This window comes from Cohnella sp. OV330 (assembly GCF_900112065.1).
In the GTDB taxonomy this organism is placed as follows: Bacteria; Bacillota; Bacilli; order Paenibacillales; family Paenibacillaceae; genus Cohnella.
In genome coordinates this window covers 664,738-684,061 of record NZ_FOKE01000002.1, presented here as the reverse complement: position 1 = coordinate 684,061, position 19,324 = coordinate 664,738, and the positions used below count along the sequence as shown (strand labels likewise).

Here is a 19,324-nt window from a genome sequence, read left to right as displayed (position 1 = left end):
AAGCGATCGTATTCTCTTTTTCAAAAAAGAGGTTGACACATCCTGATGCGTAAGTTAAATTAAAACCACAAACGATACAGATAGTATCAATTTTGAAAAAAAGATACGAGTAGGATCGAGAGGGGGATTGGCATGAGCGCAATCGCGGGCGTATTTAATTACGGAAGCGCAGAGCCGAAGCGCGCGTACGATGAAGGGATTTCGCTCATGGGTTCCCTCTCCCGATATCCGGCGGATGACGTTCGATTATGGAGCAGCGGAAGATTGTTTCTCGGTTGTCATGCGCAGTGGGTGACGCCGGAATCGATCGGGGAAATCCTCCCATGGTATGACGGCCAACGCGGACTTGCGATCACCGCCGACGCGATCCTCGACAACCGCGAGGAATTGGCGAATAAATTGGGAGTTCCGCTAGCAGAACTTGCCGAGCTGCCCGATGCACGCTTGCTTTTATTGGCTTATGCCAAGTGGGGAGAAGACATGCCTCGGCATCTCATCGGGGACTTCGCCTTCGCCATATGGGACGAATCCGAGGAGTCGCTTTTTGGGGCAAGAGATTTTACGGGAAACAGGACCCTCTATTATAACGACAACGGTGCGCGTTTTGCTTTTTGCACGACGATCGCTCCTCTGCTGCCGCTCGAAGGTGTCGGCGAAAAACTGAATGAAACATGGATTGCGGAGTATTTGGCCAGCCCCAGCCGATTGGAGACCATCGACGCTTCCTCGACCGTTTTCGGGCGCATTAAGCAGATACCTCCGTCTCATTGTTTTACGATACGCGGCGGGAATCTGCGGATGAAACGGTATGGCGCATTCGAGCATTCGCGTACGTTGAAACTCTCATCCGACGAAGAGTACCAGGAAGCCTTTCTGGATGTATTCGGAAAGGCGGTCACCAGTAGATTACGGACCCACAAGGAAGCGGGCTCGTTCTTAAGCGGAGGCCTCGATTCGGGTACGGTCGTTGGATTGGCGGCGAGGGAATTGCGGCGAAGGAACAAGGTCCTGCATACATACAGCGCGATACCGCTCGAATCCGGGGGGGCTTGGACGTCTAAAAATAGGGTTGCGGACGAGCGTCCTATGATTTCGGCGACCGTATCGCATGTAGGCAATATTCGCGAAAAATATTTGAGATTCGAGGATCGAAGCCCGCTTTCCGAGATGGACGATTGGCTCGAAACGATGGAGATGCCTTACAAATTCATTGAAAACTCCTATTGGTTCGGCAACATTTTCGAGCAAGCGGCTAAGGACGGCGTTGGCGTTCTGCTCAACGGCGCCCGAGGGAACTTCACCGTGTCATTCGGTCCGGCATTGGAATATTACGCGATATTGCTCAAGCGTCTCAGGCTCGTGAAGCTCTACAGGGAGATTTATCAGTACAGCAGGTTTAAAGGCATTGGTCGCAAAAGAGTGCTGTCCTTCATGAAAGATCGGTTGTTTCCCGCAAAGATCCCGTCAGACGAAAGAGGCGCGCTGACCGGATTAATCTCGCCGGAACTTGCCGCGCGAACCGGAATATTCGGGAAATTGATCGAGGCAGGCATCGATTTGTCCGGGAGGAGGTTACCCGACATGATCTCTGCCCGCCGCGATCAATTCGAGCAGGTTCATCATTGGACGAACAGCGGCACGAGCGGTACAAAATTGTCGCTGCGGCATGGGGTCTGGTATCGCGATCCCACCAACGATCTGAGGGTCGTTCAATTCTGTCTGTCCGTGCCGCTCGATCAATACGTGAGGGACGGCATGGACCGTGCGTTGATTCGAAGAGCCACTCAAGGCTTGCTCCCCGACGAAGTGCGGCTGAACGGCAAGACGAGAGGGATTCAAGGCGCGGACGGCATCGCACGACTCGCCCCTTCATGGCCGCAGTTCATTCGAGAGGTCGAGGAGATGTGCGGGGATGACGCCATGGCCGAATGGCTTTGCATGCCGGTCGTCCGCGCTGCAGTGTCGAAATACAAGGAGATACCCGGTCCGGCAGCCATCTACGAAACCGATCTTACGCTGCTTATGCGCAGCCTCGTGCTATACAGATTCGTTAACCGATTGAAAGGAGGTGATTTAAATGAACAAAGAATGGACGAAGCCTTCGTTGGAAGTGCTTGAGGTAAAACTGACGTTCGCCGGCCCAGGTGTAACGATTCCGGACTCTCTCGATCCGGATGAAGCGACCCAGCATCATAGCTAATGCATCCTCTGCAAGGGCCCTTATACGCAAGCGTATGAGGGCCTTTGCAATGAAAATCCCCGTTGGAGTGAAGCGGATGACGATAACTACGTTAAAAAAGCAAGCTTACAAGGCTTTCGGATGCATGATGCTGAGCGATATTGAATTTCCTGAATTGCCCAGGTGGCACGTGCAAGAAGCAGATTCCGAAGCTGATAGCATACGCATCGAACTGGCTGATCTAACGGAAGATTGGTCGGCGCTGTCGCGGACCGGACGCAGTTCGTACGCAGCACCCGGCCGGGTGATGTTCAGGGTACCGGGGACGGCAATCTTCGATATACGGGATGGGCGGCATATCGCGATATGCCCGGAGGAAGGTGCGGACCAGGACGAATTGCGCTTGTTCATTCTCGGTTCATGCATGGGCGCGGCGTTAATGCAACGAGGGCTGCTGCCGCTTCACGGCAGCGCGATCGCGATCGACGGACAGGCATACGGCGTCGTCGGCGATTCGGGAGCGGGCAAGTCGACATTGGCTGCAGCGTTTCTCCAAGCCGGGTTTCCGCTCGTTAGCGATGACGTCATCGCGCTCGACTTTTCCGGCGGGTATTCAAGGCCGCTGGTCATACCTTCTTATCCGCAGCAGAAATTATGGCAGCAGAGTTTGGACGGCTTTGGAATCTCGAATGAATCGCTCCGGCCTATTTTTAAGCGCGAGACTAAATTCGCCGTGCCGCTTAAAGCGGGCTATCATTCGCAGCCGCTTCCGCTCGCCGGTATCTTCGAACTCGTCAAATCGGACCAGAACGAACCGTCCCTCGTTCACGTATCCAAGCTGGATAGACTGTCATTGATGCGGCGTCACACCTACCGGCAATTTTGGCTGGATCGGTTGGGGATGACGGATTGGCATTTTCGCATGACGGCCGGACTGGCCTCGCGCATCGATGTATATAGGCTCGAACGTCCGACCGTGGGCTTTACGGCTCCGGATCTGGTCAAACGCATGCTTCATATTTTATCAACGGAAGGTTGGTCACCATGACGATCGAAACGACGATTCCGCAAAATGCTTCTATTCAGCAGGCGCCGGGCAATATTGTCAGCGATATGGACGGCGAGAAGGTTATGCTGAACGTACAGCTCGGCAAATATTTTAATCTTGGCGAAATCGGCGGGAGAGTTTGGGAGCTGCTCGGAAATACAACGACCGTCGAAGCCCTTGTCGATCGCTTGACAGCCGAGTATGCGGTCGATCGAGAGACTTGCGAGGATCACGTCCGATCCTTTCTGGCGGAGCTCTCCGAGCAACATTTAATTACGATATCGGCCGCGGGAGGGCCGGATGAACGCGCTTAGATGGGTAACGCGCATCACGTCCACGGACAGTCAAGATCGCAAAATGTTCTTGGAGGCACTGGCCTACCTCACATGGGCACGGCTTCTCATCCAACTTCCCTTCCAAAAGTACGCGCGCCTGCTAGGTCAACCTATGTCGGAAACCTCCCATGAAACGGAACAGGGCAACAAAGAATTCGCGACCCGCGTATCCTCCGCCATACGCAGAGCCTCAAGAGTGTCTCCACTCGATACGAGATGCTTGGTCCGCGCGATCGCGGCCATGAAAATGCTTAAGCGGAGACGGATCGAAAGTACATTGTATTTAGGCACGGCGAAGGACAAAGACGGACGCATGATTGCTCATGCCTGGCTTCGGTGCGGGAACCTATTCGTGACCGGGGCCGAAGAGATGCGGGGGTTCACGGTGGTCGGCAAATTCGCGCGACATATCATTCCAGCAGAACATGAGGGATCGCAATGACAGTAATCGTTAGGGACGAACATTCAGCATTCTTTTGCGACGAGAAGACGCTCCTACTGAACTTATTGCGTCATCGCGCAGAAGAAGAGCCGATGGATGCGATTCAACTTGCCGCGGTGGATTGGTCCCGTTTTTTGCGGCTCGCAAAAAGCCACCGGGTCTATCCCGTATTGGCGGCATTCCTCCACAAACGAATGATTGAAATTCCCGACAACGTAAAGGCCGAATTGGATGCGGAAAGCCGCTATAACCGTTTAAAAATGCTTTCTTTGGCTGCCGAAATGAGCAGAGTTTCGGCATGTCTCTCATCGGGAGGTATACGCTCGCTTGTGCTCAAAGGGCCCCTGCTTGCGCAGGATCTTTATGGGGATCTCTCCAAAAGGACTTCTAAGGATCTCGATATTCTCGTTCCCGCAGAAAAACTCGGCGAGATCCGTATTCTATTGGCGGATTTGGGCTACGAATGCGAGAAAGAACAGCTCCCGAACGTACTGAACGGCTGGAAGTGGAGGCACCACCACGTCTCTTTTTATCATCCCTCGCATTCGCTGCAGATCGAGATTCATTGGCGTCTGGCGCCGGGGCCCGGAAGAGAGCCTGATTTTGAAAAGCTGTGGTCGCGCCGGCGCGAGCATTCGTTCGGCAGCGGACATGTCGCTTATCTTGGGCCGGAGGATCAATTTTTGTATCTGGTTCATCACGGAGCGCGTCATGGCTGGTTCCGGCTGCGCTGGCTCTGCGATATCGACGTGTTGGCCCGCCGCGGGCTCGACTGGTCCTCCTGCGCGCAGCTTGCCGTCATGTACGGGACGGAACACTTGGTCGGACAGGCGCTTATACTTGCTTTCCAATTGCTTCAAACGCCTACTCCTAAAGAGCTGGAAGGCTTTACGCGTTTAAAGCGGTCCGGCGCGCAAATTCCGCAAGTGCTTTCGTTTATGCGGGATTCGCTGGAAAACGCGCCGCCCGAGCGGGTGCGGACATACGAGCGGTATTTGTTCGCGATTAAAACGCGGAGGCAAAAGCTTCTTTATTTACTCGGCTTGTTATACCCGTACCCGATGGATGCGAAGACGCTCCCTTTGCCCAAAACGTTTCACTTTTTGTATTTCCCGCTGCGCCCGTTGCTATGGACATGGAGAAAGCTGGACAAAACGGGCAAGCCCTCTCTCGTCAAAGGCGGTGAATCCAAACTCCTATGAGATCCGTTCTGTTTTTTTTGACGCAGCTTCGTACTTTTGCGGGAAGAGCGCTTTACTGGAACGTGCTGGGCATGATCACGGTCAGCTTGTTAGAAGGAATCGGGTTGATTTTACTCATCCCTATGCTCGGCATGGGCGGAATCTCCGGCATTGACGCAGCTTCGTCGCCAATATCGGCTTGGCTCGCTCCGCTCAACCGCCTCCCTTCCGAATGGCGGCTCCCGGTCGTGCTCGGTTTATTCGTTGCCATCGTGCTCGCGCAAGCGCTGCTCAAGCAAAGGGTCTCTCTGCAAAATGCCAGAATGAACCATAAGTTTGAATTCCGGCTTCGCAGCGATACTTATCGCGGCATTTTGCAGGCCAACTGGGAGTATTTCATACGTACGCGCAAATCCGATCTCATAAACGCGCTAACCGGGGAGTTGGCTCGCGTAAACGGAGGCGTCACGCTGTCACTCCAACTGCTGGCTTCCGTTATTTTTACCATTATACAGATCGGTTTGGCATTCTGGTTATCGCCGACCATTACGCTGATCGTGATCGTTTGCGGGACCGGTTTGGCTTTTTTCATGCGCCGCACGCTACGTAAAGCCAAAAAGCTCGGCAACCGTTCATCCGATCTGGCAAGACAGTACTTGGCAGGCATTTCCGACCAGCTCAGCGGCATTCGGGAGATCAAGACGAATGCGTTAGAGCGGTCGCGCCTTTCCTGGCTGGAGTCGGTAAGCGCGAAGATTCAGGAGGAGCAATATGAATTTTTAAAGCTTCGAAATAAATCCCAGTCTGCCTACCAGGCGGCCTCCGCCGTGCTCATTGCGCTTTTTTTGTTCGTATTCGTGCATATGCTCCATACCCGGCTTGAGCAATTGATTTTAATCGTGCTTATTTTCTCGCGACTATGGCCGCGTTTTACCGGCATTCAGTCGAATCTCGAGCAAATCGCCTCCTACTTGCCGTCATTTCGTTCCGTACTGGGGATTCAGTCCGATTGCAAGGCTGCTGCCGAAATGTCTTTTGGCGACGAGGTTCAGTCCGAAGGCATCGCGATCCGCCATGCGCTGGACTGCCGGTCCGTTTATTATCGGTACGATGCCACTCGGCCGAACTATGCCCTGCGCAATATAAACCTATCCGTTCCCGCTTTTGGCATGACGGCCGTCGTAGGGCGTTCTGGTGCGGGCAAGAGCACGCTCATCGATCTTCTCATGGGATTGACCGCGCCTGAACAGGGCAGTATCGTCATCGACGGCATCCCTCTCGCCAAAGAACGATTGCGCGCGTTTAGACAGTCGGTGGGCTACGTTCCCCAAGATCCCTTTTTATTTAATGATACGATCCGCAATAATCTCCTGTTGGTAAAGCAGGACGCTTCCGAAACCGAGCTTTGGGAGTGCTTGGAATTTTCCGCTTCCGCAGATTTCGTGCGCAAGCTTCCGCAAGGACTCGACACTTTTATCGGAGACCGTGGCGTGCGATTGTCAGGGGGGGAGAGACAAAGACTGGTGCTCGCGAGGGCTATTCTCCGCAAACCGTCGATACTTATTTTGGACGAAGCGACAAGCGCGCTGGATTCGGAAAACGAGCTGAAAATCCAGGAAGCTTTAGAAAAGCTGCGAGGCCGCATGACGCTTGTCGTGATTGCTCATCGCTTATCCACGATTAGAGGGGCGGATCAGGTTATCGTTTTAGATCAAGGCGCAGTCGTACAATCGGGCTCGTTTTCCGAGTTGGCCGCAGAAAAAAGGGGTTTATTCGGCAGTCTTTTGGAAAACCAAACCTTGGCTGCTTCGAGTTAATACTAGCTTTTAGTCTCGCTCCGATAATAAAAATGAACGGAACATGCGATTATTTTCGCTTGTTCCGTTTTTCGCGTTTTTGAGGCAAAAGCGGCGTCAGGATTCGACAAACGCCGGCGAAAATTTATCAGGCTTAATGGAAGCGCTTAAGCAAAAATGGCTGTCATATCGCCGTTTTATCGCCGCCAAAGGACGATGGAGAAGCCGACAAAACTCCAAAAAATCATTTGACAGGATACAATTTGTATCATAAACTAAGGCTGTCTAAAGATACGTATTGTATCTTTCTTTTAAACCACATCGTCCGAATCACTCTTCTGTACGACCACACTTAACGCTTAGGGGCGGATAAACATGGATCTGGAATTAAAAAAGTACATGACGGCAATCAAGAAGCGCTTCTGGGTCATTGTTCTTGCGGTGTTGGTGGCCTGCGCTTCCGCTTTCTTTTATTCGCGGAGCATGGAGTCCGACTACTATTCGGCTACCACCAAGTTGATCGTGAACAAAACCTCCCAGGTGCTCGGCGGCGAACAAATGGATCTTAATGCGATCGGCGTCAGCATGCAGCTCATGGGAACTTACGCGCAGATCATTTTATCTCCGGCCATTATGGACAAAGTCGTCGAGCAATTTCCCGATCTGGGTTTGACCTCGAATCGGCTCATGGGCATGGTGACCGTTCGGCCCCTTGGCGAGACGCAGGTCATGGTTATTGCCGCGCGCGACACGAACTATGCCAGAGCCGCCGAAGCCGTAAACGCGGTGACGGACGTATTTCAGGCGGAAATTCCTAAAATCATGAAGGTGGACAACGTTACGGTCCTGAACAAGGCGAAGGAAAATGAACCGACATCCCCCACCGGGCAAAACCTGACCAAAAATATGGCGATCGCTTTTCTTGTGGCATTCACGCTTGCGACCGGCGTTATCGTTCTTCTGGAATATTTGGATACGACGATCAAATCGGAAGAGGAAATTTGGCAGCTATTCGGCGTGCAAACCTTTGCGGTCGTTCCCCGCATGAGAACGAGAGATTTTCGCAAAAAACCCAAAAAAGCAGAAGGAACCGATCGGCCGGTTCACGCCGCTGCGGCGATTAGAACGGAGGGAAAAGCCTAATGAGCACGCCCGCATTGAAATCCGCGACCATCATGGACAGCAATCCCTTTTCGGCAGTATCGGAAACTTATCATACCCTGAGAGCCAATATCGAGTTTCTGTCCAACAAAAATCCGATTGAAGCGATCACCGTCACCTCGACCGAATGGGGCGAAGGCCGGACGACCACGGCGGTCAATCTGGCGCTAGCCTACGCGAGGTCCGGCAAAAAGGTGCTTTTGATCGACGCGGATTTGAGAAGACCTACCCTGCACGCGATTCTGGGGCAGCTTCGCAGAGACGGACTTAGCAATTATTTGGCGAATCAACAGACGCTTCAAGATATCGTTAAAGAATCCGGCTACTCGAATCTGCATGTGATTACGGCAGGCGCTCAACTGCCCGGGCCGACCGAATTGCTGTCCTCGGGCAGGCTCGCAGAGCTGTTCGATGAGCTTAAGGGGCGGTACGACCGGGTCATCGTGGACGCTTCGCCCTTGAACGTCGCGGCTGACGCGCAGATCGTCGCCGCATCTACCGACGGCGTCGTGCTTGTCGTCGCATACGCGAGCACCAAGCGGGCCGAGCTACAGAAGACCGCGAAGACGCTATCCCAAAACGGTACGCCGCTGCTCGGCATCGTGCTGAATAAAGCGGATCGCAACAGATAGGAAGATCTTTTTTCAAAATCAGTGCGCCGTTCGACGGGCGCGAAGGTAATGTCTACCGGACCTTTATCACCGTAGGCACTCGGCCATGCTGTGGGTGATTCGTCACCTTAGGCGTGCATCGTCAAGGGTGTGGCGTGAGGTGGGGTTTGATGCCCTGTTTTTCTTTATTTTATTTATTTCCGAGGACTGACCGGAGGCGATACAGCTAATGAAAAAAGTCCGTAAAGCGATTATTCCCGCCGCTGGGCTCGGTACCCGGTTTTTGCCCGCTACGAAAGCTATGCCGAAGGAAATGCTTCCGATCATCGATAAACCTACGATTCAATATATCGTAGAAGAAGCGGTGGATTCGGGCATCGAAGATATCATTATCGTGACGGGCAAAGGAAAGCGGTCGATCGAAGATCATTTCGATCACGCTTTTGAATTGGAGAGCAACTTAGCGGAAAAGGGAAAGCTCAAGCTGTTGGAAGAGGTTCGGCGATCTTCTAAGGTCGAGATCCACTATATCCGTCAGAAGGAACCGAAAGGCCTGGGGCACGCGGTTTGGTGCGCAAGACGGTTTATCGGAGACGAACCGTTTGCCGTCCTGCTTGGCGACGATATCGTTCGATCCGAGGTGCCTTGCCTCAAACAGCTTATTCATCGGTATGAGCACACCGGATCGCCGATTATCGGCGTGCAGCCTGTATCGGATACGGAGACGCAACGCTACGGCATTATTGATCCCGCAAGCAAAGACGGCCGCATGTACAAAGTGGCCAGCTTCGTCGAAAAACCGGCACTAGGCACGGCGCCGTCCAATCTGGCCATTATGGGGCGATATGTTCTGACGCCCGAGATCTTCCGTTTTCTCGAACTGCAGGAACTAGGAGTCGGCGGCGAGATTCAACTGACCGACGCGATCTCCAAACTGAATGAAATCCGGCAAGCGTATGCCTATCATTTCTCGGGAAGGCGATACGATGTCGGCGAAAAGTTAGGCTTCATCTTAACGACGATCGACTTTGCCTTGCAGAACGAAGAGCTTCGTAAGCCGTTGTTGGAAGCCATGGAGAATCTCATGCAGTCCGCATATACGGCCGGCACGATCAGTTAAGGGGGACACATGGCGAAGTCTTCGAAGGATTTGGAGATGGCATACGCCGGCGTGCCTTATCATTCGGCCGGGATCGCGAGGAGCGCGCCGGGAACGCATCGATCCTATGAACGTTCCAAGCGGATGCTCGATATCCTGATGGCGTCTATTGGATTGGTTACGCTAAGTCCGCTTATGGTTATCGTGGCAATCTTGATCAAAATCGACGATCCGCGAGGAAGCGTCTTTTTCCGGCAGGTGCGAGTCGGTAAGTGGGGACAAGAGTTCACGATGTTCAAGTTCCGATCGATGGCGACTGATGCGGAGCAAAGGCTGGAACAATTGCTCCGACTTAACGAGATTCAAGGCAAAATGTTCAAAATGAAAAACGATCCTAGAATTACGAGAATCGGCCGACTGCTGCGAAAGACGAGCCTAGACGAGCTGCCCCAGCTCTGGAACGTGCTGACGGGAGAGATGAGCCTCGTCGGGCCGAGGCCTTCGCTGCCGAGAGAGGTGGAGCAATATACGATCGCGGAGCGGGAACGGCTGCATGTCATTCCGGGCTGCACGGGATTGTGGCAGGTCAGCGGGAGAAGCCGCCTGAGCTTCGAGCAGATGGTAGCACTGGACTTATACTACATCCGCCACCGGAACCTGCGCATGGATATCGGACTGATATTCCGTACGTTCAAGGTCATGATTCTGAAAAGCGATGCGTATTGAGAGAACGCATGGCGACTCCGGAGGTAAACGATGAAGGTAACGGTTATTGGCACGGGGTACGTTGGACTTACGACGGGCGTATGCCTGGCTTATATCGGGCATGAGGTCGTGTGCGCGGATACGAACGAAAGCAAGATCCAAGGCTTGCAGAACGGCCGCATTCCGTTCTATGAATCCGGATTGTCCGAGATGCTGGAAGCGAGCAGGGAGCGGATCCGCTTTACCGCGGATTGCCGGGGAGCTGCCGGGACCGCCGATATCGTCATCCTGGCCGTGGGTACGCCGGCAAAGGCAGAGGGCGCTCCGGAACTCGCGTATCTCTACGGTGCGATGGAAACGGTTCTGGACGGCATAGCCGACAAGTCGACCCCGACGCTCATCGTCAATAAAAGCACGGTACCCGTCGGCACCGGCGACAAGCTGGCGGCGCTTATGGCTTCCCGCGGGATCTCCCAACGCGCGGACGTCGCCTCGAACCCGGAGTTTCTTCGCCAAGGCAGCGCGATACCGGATACGCTCTATCCGGAACGAATCGTCGCCGGCGGCTCTACGACGGCTCAAGCCGCGTTGAGAGAGCTCTACGGTCCGCTCCTCAGACAGGAATTTACTCCTCCCGATTTCGCTCCCAGGCCGCCGGGCCTCGCGTCGGTTCCCTTTTATGAAGTGGATTTGAAAAGCGCGGAGCTCGGCAAATACGCGGCTAACGCGTTTCTGGCCATGAAGATCAGCTTTATTAACGAAATGGCCAACCTCTGCGACCGAGTCGGCGCGGACGTTTCGGAGATCGCCTCGATATTGGGTTCGGACTCCCGCATCGGGAAGGCGTTTTTGCAGGCGGGCATCGGATACGGCGGAAGCTGTTTCCCGAAAGACACCAAAGCCTTGCATCATATTGCGGGCACGAGCGGCTACGATTTTAAGCTGTTGTCCTCCGTGATCGAAGTGAATCGGTTTCAAAAATACGTGCTCATCGGAAAGCTGCGCGGCGCATTAGGTTCGCTTGCCGGCCGACGGGTGACGGTACTGGGATTAACCTTCAAGCCCGAGACGGACGATATGCGCGAAGCGCCGAGCCTGTCGATCATCGAGGCGCTGCTCGCCGAGGGCGCAAGCGTGACGGCGCACGATCCCGTAGGCTTGAATGCGGCGAAGTCTTTACTGCCGGCCCAGGTGAAGACGACCTTGAATCTAGATGAAGCGATCCAAGACGCGGATGCGGCGGTGCTCGTTACCGAATGGCCGGTCTACCTTAATTATGGAGGACGTACATACCGCGAGCGGATGAAGCAGCCGATATTCGTGGACGGCCGCAACGCGCTGCCGGCGTCCGACAGAAGCTGGCTTGACTATTACGGGGTAGGGATGCGCACGTTGCCGTCGGCAGCGCTCTCGACATGATCGGCTGGCAACAAGGATGCTGGGAGAAAGGATGTTGCGGTAAAGGATGAGGATCTTGGGCGCTACAAGCAAGGCGATCGCGGTCATTGCTTACGAGCTCCCCTCCGTCCGGGAGCGAACGGGAGGCGTGAGCCATTTCAACCATCGCTTGTGCAATCGGTTAATCGAAATGGGCCATCGCGTTACCGCCTATTCGGTGAGAACGCCTGACGAGGTGCAGGATGCCGCGTACCGGATCGAGACCGTAGCGGAGAATGCGTCTCAAGGCAGACTGCGTCGTTATTATGCGGCTCCGTTATTAGGTCGGAAGTTGTCGTTCGACGCGTACGATCTCGTGCTTTCCAGCGGCGACGATTGGGCCATGAGAAGAACCGGGACCCCATGGGTCAGGATCATGCATGGCAGCGCATGGCGGGAGTTGACGCACAACAAACGCGCGCTCCGAAAGGTCAATCTGCTGCTGCAATACGCGCTCGAACAAGTATCGGCCGCCCGTTCGGACATTACCCTGTTTAATTCGCGAGATACTCGCGGGCTGTATCCAAAGAGAAAAAGCGACAAGGTCGTGCATCTCCCCATCGATGCCCGGCGCTTTTCTCCGGGTCCTAAAAGCGACGCGCCTACGCTTTTGTTCGTAGGGGGGCTTGATAGCCGCAAGCGAGGGAGATGGCTGCTCAAGCTGTTTAACGAGCGAATTCGGCCCTCGATTCCGGAAGCCCAGCTATGGATGGTTTGCGATCCCTCCGAGGAAGCCCCGGGCGTTACTTATTTTCGAATGGTTACGCAGGATCAGCTGGCCGATTTGTATAGACAGGCTCATGTCTTTTGCATGCCCTCGACTTACGAGGGGTTCGGCCTTCCTTATCTGGAGGCGATGGCCAGCGGCACGCTGGTCGTAACGACCCCGAATCCAGGCGCTATCGAGTTATTGGCCGGCGGGGAGTATGGGCGAATCGTAGAAGACGGCGCTTTGGCGGATGCGTTAATCGAGTCGCTGCTCTCGCCCGTCAATCACGGGCGTTGGACGGTACCGGCTCTTCGGTGGGCAAGGAATCACGACTGGTCCGTGCTGGTTGACGAATTTTTGCTGGCGGGCGCGGGGCAGGTCGGGGTTAATACGCGATAAATGAGGGATAACGGTTGAGAATGACGGACGTTGCAAGCATACGAACGAAGCAAAAAAAGGCGTGGATGCCGGTGGTCCAAAAAGCGGCGATGCTAACGATCGGCTTGGGCGTCTCCGCGTGGATCGGCAAGACGGTCATTTTAAGGCCCGAGTGGCTGCTGCAGGCTTCGATCCTGGTCATGATCCTTATCCCCGGTTTTATTCTCGCGGCGACGAACTCCTCGAAGTTGATTCCGTACGTCATCCTGATCTGGCTAGTGGGGCCGGAGATACGCAGATTGATGGATTGGGGGCTCCTGGGCTCGTATTCCTCGATGACGCTGCTGAGCCTGTCTCCTGTACTCACGACTTCGCTCCTGGCGCTGCCGCTCTTCCGAAAAGAACGCGCGCCGTCGAGAAAAGAGCTTCGTCTGCTCAGGGCCTATATGCTTCCCTTTGCCTACGCAGGCGCGGTCGGCTTGCTTCTGAACAAGCTCGCGGGTATTTACGGCTTGTTAAATTATGTTGCGCCTCTTTTTCTCTTCTTCTACATGATGCTGCGCAAGTCGGACGACGGGGAGCGGGCGGCGTGGATTCGGTTTTATGTCACGATGGGCTCGCTGCTATCCGCCTATGCTTGGTTTCAATATCTATACTTGCCGGCTTGGGACAAAATGTGGATCGAAGGGGCCAAAATGGTGTCTATGGGTACAGCCGAGCCGCTGAAGTTCAAGGCGTTTTCCACGCTGAACGCCAACGGCGCTTTTTCTGTTTTCCTCGTTTCCGCGATCATGCCCGCGATCATCAACCGCAAATGGCGCGGTCCGTTCGGTTGGGCCGGCATCTTGTTAATGATCTCCGCGCTTTCCATCACGCTTGTCAGAGCGTCATGGATCGTTCTGATCATCGAGATCGTTTTCTACGCGCTGCTTGCTACCGGCGCCGGCAGGTTACGAATGATCAGCATCGTGGGCGTGCTCGTCGTTGCGGGTTTCCTCGTGTTTCCGCATCTTCCGGGCGGAGAGGCGCTGTCGGATCGAATCTCGACGATGGGCAATTTGAAGGAGGACGCTTCTGCGAACGCCCGCCTGCTCATCGTGTTGAATACGATTCCCGATCTGATCTCCCATCCTTTCGGGAGCGGACTCGGAGGCATTGGCAGAAGCACGCTCCTCAACGGAGGCTCCACCGGTTTTTCAAGCCTTGCATCCGTCGATAACGGATATCTAGGCGTCTTTGCTACTTTCGGTTTGTTAGGCGGCGCGCTCGTGTTCAGAGCGATGTTCCTGCAGGGCTTGCTCATACGCGGCAGCGGAGCCGGACCGCTGAGAACCTTGGGACTGATCGTTCTCATCGGTTTGCTCGCAAGCTTCTTTTTCGGGGGAGAGCTTGCGGCTTTGCAGGCGGTGATCTTTTGGTTGTTCACGGGACTGGCGCTTGGCAGAATACCGGATCAAGGCGCCGGCCAAACGACGGAAGGGCTGAATTCGAGGCAGGAAAGGATGACTGTATGAGCGCGATGCGAATCGTCGTCGTCAACCATGTCGCGGCGCTTGGCGGCGCCGAACGCGTGCTGATGAATTGGCTTGAACGGGTGGATCGCGAACGCTACCGCCCTGAGATCGTGCTGCTTGACGAAGGCCCGATGGCGGCACAGGTTGGCGCGTTGGGGTTCAACGTCCATGTCGTTCCTTCCGGTCGCATCAGACAGCCGTTGAGATTTGCCCGAACGGTCGGCGCCATCCGTCAAGTGATACGGAATTCGGCGGCACAATTAGTGGTGAGCTGGTCGCCTAAGCCGCACTTTTACGGAGGAACGGCCGCATGGTTGGAGCGCGTTCCGGCCATTTGGTGGCAGCATGGCGTGCCTTCCGGCGGGCTGTTCGACAAGTCGGTGAGCTGGCTGCCCGCTAAAGCCGTCGTATGTCCTTCGTCGGTCGTATCGGAAGCCCAGCGCAAGGTGCGGGCAGCAAGGCGGACCTTCGTGCAGCCTCCGGGAATTCCGATCGCCAAATACGAGGTGGACTGCGAGATCAGGCGTTCGATTCGCGACTCCCTCGGGTTGGCGGATTCTACGACGCTGTTTTCGTTCATCGGCAGACTTCAGAGATGGAAGCGGACCGATATGGTCATTCGATCGTTTCATGACGCGCTGAAAGGAAAGGACGCACGGCTGCTGATCGTAGGCGGTGCGTTATTCGGCGTAGATACCGACTTCGAGGATGAGTTGAAACGGATGGTCGCGAACGCCGGATTGTCCGGGCAGGTGCACTTTGTCGGGCATCAGAGCAGCATAGAACCCTATTTATGGGCGAGCGACGTGGTGGTCAGCAGCTCGGTTTCCGAGCCCTTCGGCATGGTCGTCGTCGAGGCGATGGCTGCCGGACGGATCGTATTGGCCGTTGACGGCGGCGGACCGGCCGAGATCGTGCGGAACGGCGTTAACGGCATTTTGTACGACGGCAGCGCGGATGATCTGAGTCGATGGATGGCTCGAATCGCCGAGAGCCCCGGATCCTACGAGAGGATCGGCGCGGCGGCGGCGAGCCGCGCCAGGGAAGCTTACGCTTCGCAGGTGATGAGCGAGCGGTTCGGCGAATTTCTCGAGCAGTCGCTGACATCGTAAATGCAACAGAAAGGGGACCTCCTCATGAAGCGCCTATTCATATCCAGTTTCATGCTTAATATCGCGGTTATGGCGCTCAACATCGTAACGGGCATCATGATGGCAAGATGGCTGGGCCCCTATTCCAGAGGGGAGTTCGCCGCGGCCACGCGTTGGGCGATGCTGCTCATCGGATTGTTCGCGGTAGGTTTGCCTGGCGCCATGATTTATTTAGGCAAGCAGTATCAAGGGCGTCAGCGGGAGCTTCTCGGGGCCTATCTGCTGCTGGGCCTTGGATTCGGCGCGCTAGGGGTGGCTGTCGGCGAGATGGCGCTTCCTTTATTACTGGGCGATGAATCGGGCGAAGTCCTGAAGTACGCTCGCATTGCCATGCTATGCTTGCCCTTCGCCGTTCTGACCGACGGATTGATCGGAGCGCTGCAAAGCCGCAATCAATTTAAAAAGGTGTTGATCCTTCGCGTTCTCAGTCCGCTTGGACAAATCGCGGTCATCGGGGGGCTGGAGGCGACCGGCCGTTTAACCGTAGGAGGCCTGATCTGGTTCAACACGGTACTTTGGGGAGGACTTACGTTTCTATTGACCATGATATGGGTCGTTCGCGCGATCCGTCCCTCGTTGCGCGATTTTCGGACGCAAGCTAAGGATCTTACGTCGAACGGCGTCAAGATTTTCGGCGGCTCCATCGTCGCCATTTTCGGGGGGAACTTCGATCAGCTCGTGCTTTCGCTGGCACTATCGCCGTATTCGCTCGGCCTGTACGCGGTAGCTTCGAGCATAGGCGGCTTGCTGCCTTCGATTGTCTTCGGCGCGCTTGGCGTTTTTTTATGGCCGAAGCTGATGGATCTGAACGAAGAACAGCGTCAGCGCAAGGTGGAGAGTATCCACGCCTTGTTGTTCTACGGCAGCTTGGCGGTTACGGCCGCCGGCGCCTCTCTTCTTCCCTTTGCGCTGCCGCTGCTCTACGGGCGAGAATACGAGCCTGCCGTTTGGATGGGACTTTTACTGCTTGCCGGTTCTCCGCTAAGGATATGCAGCGCGGTATTCATCAATTATTTGAACACTATCGGCAAGTTCCATGCCGTAACGCTGTCCGAGATCGTCAGTTTGTCCTCGGGATTCGCGATCATGTTGGCGCTGCTGCCCGTCTCGGGCGGGACGTCGGCGGCGATTGCCATGCTGGCTGCATCCGCCGTCAAATGGATCTATGCGGCAATCGTCGCTTGCCGATCCGGTTTGTCCCTAACGGATTTGTTCAAACCCGATATGCGCTTGCTTAACTTGAGAAGAATCCGGGCCGTGCGAAGGCCCGCGATAGACGCCAGGTCCGAAGGATAAATTCAATAAATACAATGGAGGGTGCGGGATGACGAGTGTGACCGTCGTTGTTCCCTCGTACAGGCGTCCGGACGATTTGTCCAAGTGCCTTGAGGGGCTTAATCGTCAGTTATATCCGAGATATGATGTCGTAATCGTTGTTAGAAGCGGCGACGAAGAAACGAAAGCGTTGGCGCTGCGCTGGCTCGGCACCGATTCCAGCTACGGCAAATCGGTAACCGAGGTGTCGGAATCCGGCGTGCTTGCGGCCATGAAGGCAGGGACGAATGTTGCGCTAGGGGACATTATCGCTTATACGGACGACGATGCCGTCCCTCGTCCCGACTGGCTGGAAAAGCTGGTTCGGCATTATGCGGACCCGCGGGTGGGCGGCGTGGGGGGGAGAGATATCCAGCCGGGCATCCCGGCAAAGCCGGGGTGCGGCGTGGGCATCGTCACCTGGTACGGGAAGTTGATCGGCAACCATCATATCGGCGACGGTCCCGCGCGCGAAGCGGACGTTCTTAAGGGCGTGAATATGTCCCTTCGCAGGGAACTGACCGAATTTCCCCAAGGTTTGCTCGGGACGGGCGCGCAAGTGCACTTCGAGGTCCATATGTGCCTGAGAGCGAGATGGCTTGGCTACAAACTGATTTATGACGCGTCGGCCATCGTGGACCATTATCCCGCGCCTCGCTTCGATGAAGATCAGCGGGGGAAAGCCGTTCCCGAAGCTGCCGTGAATGCCGCTTACAATCTTCAGCTTGGCATTCTCAGATGGGGCGGCTTGCTTCGAATGATGTCGCGTTTCGTATATGCGGCGTTCGTAGGCGATCGGACGACGCCCGGTTTGCTGCGGCTTGCGGTCGCATGGACTCGCGGCGAGCGCCTCGTCGTATCCGCGTTCATACCGGGGCAGCAGGGGTATTGGCGGGGACTGAGACGGTGGATGAAAACCGGCAGGGATCGGTTCAGATCGGCGAGCGCGGGGATCGGTGGTCGAGATTGAACATCCTGCAGATCGCGGATCACTTCGGTCCAACGGGCGGGCTCGAAAGATTCATATACGAATTCACGAGACGCCTGACAGATCGCGGAGTCTTGTCCCAAGTCGCGGTGATGGAATTAGATTCGCGACACGATTGGGGAGAAGAGCGAATCGACGTGAGCGTTCTCCCGGACGATAGGGAAGCATGGGAGGCGTTGGCGACTCGATTCCGACCGGACATCATCGTTTGGCACGCAGGACCCGAAACGGCTAAAATGGCCGAACTATTGTCGGCTTATGCGCCGGTTACGGCTACCGTTCACCGTCCGCTTTGCCCGTCAGGCGCGCGGCTATTTCGCGACGTCGACGAGATTTGCGTTCACCCCACAGGCGCGGGGTGCTTATACCGATGGTATGCGCGCAAATGCGGTACGGACATTTCGCCGCTGGAGGCGCTGCGCGCGTTGAAACGGAGCGGAGGACTGATCGGGGCGCTCCGCGGCTGCTACCGCGTATATGCGGTCAGCCGTTCGATGAGCGATTTTCTATCTCTGGAAGGGATTGATCCTGCACGGCTGAGCGTGATCGATAATTCCTTCGGAGGCAATGACGCGGCGGGATATCCGCCTCTGCAGGGACGGCGCGTCAAGGAAGAGCTGGAATTGTTGTACGTCGGAAGGATTAACTATACCAAAGGCGTGCAGTATCTTTTAAGAGCGGTTCGGCGACTTTTGGATAACGGATATCGCGTTCGGGCGACGATCGTCGGAGACGGCTGGTTTGCGGACGACATGAGGAATCTTGCCCTTGAATTAGGCTTGCGCAAAGAGGTCGTTTTTACGGGCCACGTGAACGGTTCGGCCATCGACGCTTATTACGACAATGCGGACATTCTGGTCGTGCCGTCCGTCTGGCCGGAACCGGCGGGACTCGTCGTGCCGGAGGCGAGACGCAGAGGCAAGCCGGTCGTCGTATTCGACGCGGGCGGATTATCGGAGTGGCAATCGTACATGGACGGCGTATATACGGCGAAGCGCGCAGATGTACAAGACTTGGCGGACAAGATCGTCGAAGCGTCGGAGAACGATCATTCCCGGGAAGCCGTACGGCCTATCCATCTGAACGCCGACAAGCGCACGAATCTGATCGAGGACTTGATGGCGATGAGCCTCATGCTCGGAAAGGAGGTCGCCGGAAAATGATATTGCCGATCTATGCCGGAAGTTCGTCGGGTTTCGGCGAAGGCGGACTTGGCGGCCATCTTAGTTTTATTCATAAAGCGGCTATCGGAGCCGGTCGACCAATTCAAATCTTG

At 55.4% G+C, this 19,324-nt stretch carries 18 protein-coding genes; all 18 read left to right on the top strand.

Annotated elements, in window-relative coordinates; all coding sequences use genetic code 11:
• Positions 1-132: 132 nt before the first annotated feature.
• The 18 genes from BM235_RS06815 (at position 133) to BM235_RS06735 (ending at position 19,211) form a co-directional block, all read left to right on the top strand.
• Positions 133-2,118, top strand: a complete 1,986-nt coding sequence (locus BM235_RS06815) for an asparagine synthase-related protein (RefSeq protein ID WP_090110843.1) — start codon at positions 133-135, stop codon at positions 2,116-2,118.
• Positions 2,078-2,200 carry a paeninodin family lasso peptide gene (locus BM235_RS31600; RefSeq protein ID WP_110468933.1) on the top strand — a complete coding sequence of 41 codons (123 nt, stop codon included), beginning with the start codon at positions 2,078-2,080 and terminating at the stop codon, positions 2,198-2,200. Before BM235_RS06815 ends, BM235_RS31600 begins: the two co-directional genes overlap by 41 nt.
• The gene (locus BM235_RS06810; RefSeq protein ID WP_255374104.1) at positions 2,175-3,227 is read left to right on the top strand and encodes a phosphoenolpyruvate carboxykinase (ATP); all 1,053 of its coding nucleotides are present in this window, start codon (positions 2,175-2,177) and stop codon (positions 3,225-3,227) included. The genes BM235_RS31600 and BM235_RS06810 overlap by 26 nt, the downstream gene beginning before the upstream one ends.
• Positions 3,224-3,541, top strand: coding sequence for a lasso peptide biosynthesis PqqD family chaperone (locus BM235_RS06805; protein WP_090110839.1), 318 nt, complete (start codon positions 3,224-3,226; stop codon positions 3,539-3,541). The genes BM235_RS06810 and BM235_RS06805 overlap by 4 nt, the downstream gene beginning before the upstream one ends.
• On the top strand, positions 3,528-4,004 hold the full coding sequence (locus tag BM235_RS06800; RefSeq protein WP_090110837.1) for a lasso peptide biosynthesis B2 protein: 477 nt from the start codon (positions 3,528-3,530) through the stop codon (positions 4,002-4,004). Before BM235_RS06805 ends, BM235_RS06800 begins: the two co-directional genes overlap by 14 nt.
• Positions 4,001-5,206, top strand: coding sequence for a nucleotidyltransferase domain-containing protein (locus tag BM235_RS06795; RefSeq protein ID WP_090110835.1), 1,206 nt, complete (start codon positions 4,001-4,003; stop codon positions 5,204-5,206). Before BM235_RS06800 ends, BM235_RS06795 begins: the two co-directional genes overlap by 4 nt.
• Positions 5,203-7,002 (top strand): ABC transporter ATP-binding protein, encoded by a 1,800-nt coding sequence (locus BM235_RS06790; protein ID WP_090110833.1) that lies wholly within the window; start codon positions 5,203-5,205, stop codon positions 7,000-7,002. The genes BM235_RS06795 and BM235_RS06790 overlap by 4 nt, the downstream gene beginning before the upstream one ends.
• Before the next feature lie 354 nt (positions 7,003-7,356).
• Positions 7,357-8,124: a YveK family protein gene (locus BM235_RS06785; protein ID WP_090110831.1), complete on the top strand. Its 768-nt coding sequence runs from the start codon at positions 7,357-7,359 to the stop codon at positions 8,122-8,124.
• Entirely contained in the window at positions 8,124-8,774 is a 651-nt protein-coding gene (locus BM235_RS06780) for a CpsD/CapB family tyrosine-protein kinase (RefSeq protein ID WP_090110829.1), read from the top strand. Before BM235_RS06785 ends, BM235_RS06780 begins: the two co-directional genes overlap by 1 nt.
• A 208-nt stretch (positions 8,775-8,982) precedes the next feature.
• Positions 8,983-9,873: a UTP--glucose-1-phosphate uridylyltransferase GalU gene (galU, locus tag BM235_RS06775; protein WP_090110827.1), complete on the top strand. Its 891-nt coding sequence runs from the start codon at positions 8,983-8,985 to the stop codon at positions 9,871-9,873.
• A gap of 9 nt (positions 9,874-9,882) precedes the next feature.
• Positions 9,883-10,578 (top strand): sugar transferase, encoded by a 696-nt coding sequence (locus BM235_RS06770; RefSeq protein ID WP_255374103.1) that lies wholly within the window; start codon positions 9,883-9,885, stop codon positions 10,576-10,578.
• Positions 10,579-10,608: 30 nt separating this feature from the next.
• Complete coding sequence (locus BM235_RS06765; RefSeq protein WP_090110825.1) at positions 10,609-11,976, top strand: UDP-glucose dehydrogenase family protein; 1,368 nt, start codon at positions 10,609-10,611, stop codon at positions 11,974-11,976.
• Positions 11,977-12,031: 55 nt separating this feature from the next.
• Positions 12,032-13,102, top strand: coding sequence for a glycosyltransferase family 4 protein (locus tag BM235_RS32480; RefSeq protein ID WP_158543883.1), 1,071 nt, complete (start codon positions 12,032-12,034; stop codon positions 13,100-13,102).
• 71 nt (positions 13,103-13,173) lie between these two features.
• On the top strand, positions 13,174-14,595 hold the full coding sequence (locus BM235_RS06755; RefSeq protein WP_158543884.1) for an O-antigen ligase family protein: 1,422 nt from the start codon (positions 13,174-13,176) through the stop codon (positions 14,593-14,595).
• A complete protein-coding gene (locus BM235_RS06750; RefSeq protein WP_090110819.1) occupies positions 14,592-15,707 on the top strand; it encodes a glycosyltransferase in 1,116 nt (371 codons plus the stop codon). The genes BM235_RS06755 and BM235_RS06750 overlap by 4 nt, the downstream gene beginning before the upstream one ends.
• Before the next feature lie 24 nt (positions 15,708-15,731).
• Positions 15,732-17,042: a lipopolysaccharide biosynthesis protein gene (locus BM235_RS06745; protein WP_158543885.1), complete on the top strand. Its 1,311-nt coding sequence runs from the start codon at positions 15,732-15,734 to the stop codon at positions 17,040-17,042.
• A gap of 28 nt (positions 17,043-17,070) precedes the next feature.
• Positions 17,071-18,030: a glycosyltransferase family 2 protein gene (locus tag BM235_RS06740; RefSeq protein ID WP_090110815.1), complete on the top strand. Its 960-nt coding sequence runs from the start codon at positions 17,071-17,073 to the stop codon at positions 18,028-18,030.
• The gene (locus BM235_RS06735; RefSeq protein WP_158543886.1) at positions 17,967-19,211 is read left to right on the top strand and encodes a glycosyltransferase family 4 protein; all 1,245 of its coding nucleotides are present in this window, start codon (positions 17,967-17,969) and stop codon (positions 19,209-19,211) included. Before BM235_RS06740 ends, BM235_RS06735 begins: the two co-directional genes overlap by 64 nt.
• The last annotated feature ends 113 nt before the right edge of the window (positions 19,212-19,324 follow it).

Excerpts from the sequence above, each read along its gene's own strand:
- BM235_RS06815 (WP_090110843.1), top strand. The coding sequence starts at position 133 with ATGAGCGCAATCGCGGGCGTATTTAATTACGGAAGCGCAGAGCCGAAG.
- BM235_RS31600 (WP_110468933.1), top strand. The coding sequence starts at position 2,078 with ATGAACAAAGAATGGACGAAGCCTTCGTTGGAAGTGCTTGAGGTAAAA.
- BM235_RS06810 (WP_255374104.1), top strand. The coding sequence starts at position 2,175 with ATGAAGCGACCCAGCATCATAGCTAATGCATCCTCTGCAAGGGCCCTT.
- BM235_RS06805 (WP_090110839.1), top strand. The coding sequence starts at position 3,224 with ATGACGATCGAAACGACGATTCCGCAAAATGCTTCTATTCAGCAGGCG.
- BM235_RS06800 (WP_090110837.1), top strand. The coding sequence starts at position 3,528 with ATGAACGCGCTTAGATGGGTAACGCGCATCACGTCCACGGACAGTCAA.
- BM235_RS06795 (WP_090110835.1), top strand. The coding sequence starts at position 4,001 with ATGACAGTAATCGTTAGGGACGAACATTCAGCATTCTTTTGCGACGAG.
- BM235_RS06790 (WP_090110833.1), top strand. The coding sequence starts at position 5,203 with ATGAGATCCGTTCTGTTTTTTTTGACGCAGCTTCGTACTTTTGCGGGA.
- BM235_RS06785 (WP_090110831.1), top strand. The coding sequence starts at position 7,357 with ATGGATCTGGAATTAAAAAAGTACATGACGGCAATCAAGAAGCGCTTC.
- BM235_RS06780 (WP_090110829.1), top strand. The coding sequence starts at position 8,124 with ATGAGCACGCCCGCATTGAAATCCGCGACCATCATGGACAGCAATCCC.
- galU (WP_090110827.1), top strand. The coding sequence starts at position 8,983 with ATGAAAAAAGTCCGTAAAGCGATTATTCCCGCCGCTGGGCTCGGTACC.
- BM235_RS06770 (WP_255374103.1), top strand. The coding sequence starts at position 9,883 with ATGGCGAAGTCTTCGAAGGATTTGGAGATGGCATACGCCGGCGTGCCT.
- BM235_RS06765 (WP_090110825.1), top strand. The coding sequence starts at position 10,609 with ATGAAGGTAACGGTTATTGGCACGGGGTACGTTGGACTTACGACGGGC.
- BM235_RS06750 (WP_090110819.1), top strand. The coding sequence starts at position 14,592 with ATGAGCGCGATGCGAATCGTCGTCGTCAACCATGTCGCGGCGCTTGGC.
- BM235_RS06745 (WP_158543885.1), top strand. The coding sequence starts at position 15,732 with ATGAAGCGCCTATTCATATCCAGTTTCATGCTTAATATCGCGGTTATG.
- BM235_RS06740 (WP_090110815.1), top strand. The coding sequence starts at position 17,071 with ATGACGAGTGTGACCGTCGTTGTTCCCTCGTACAGGCGTCCGGACGAT.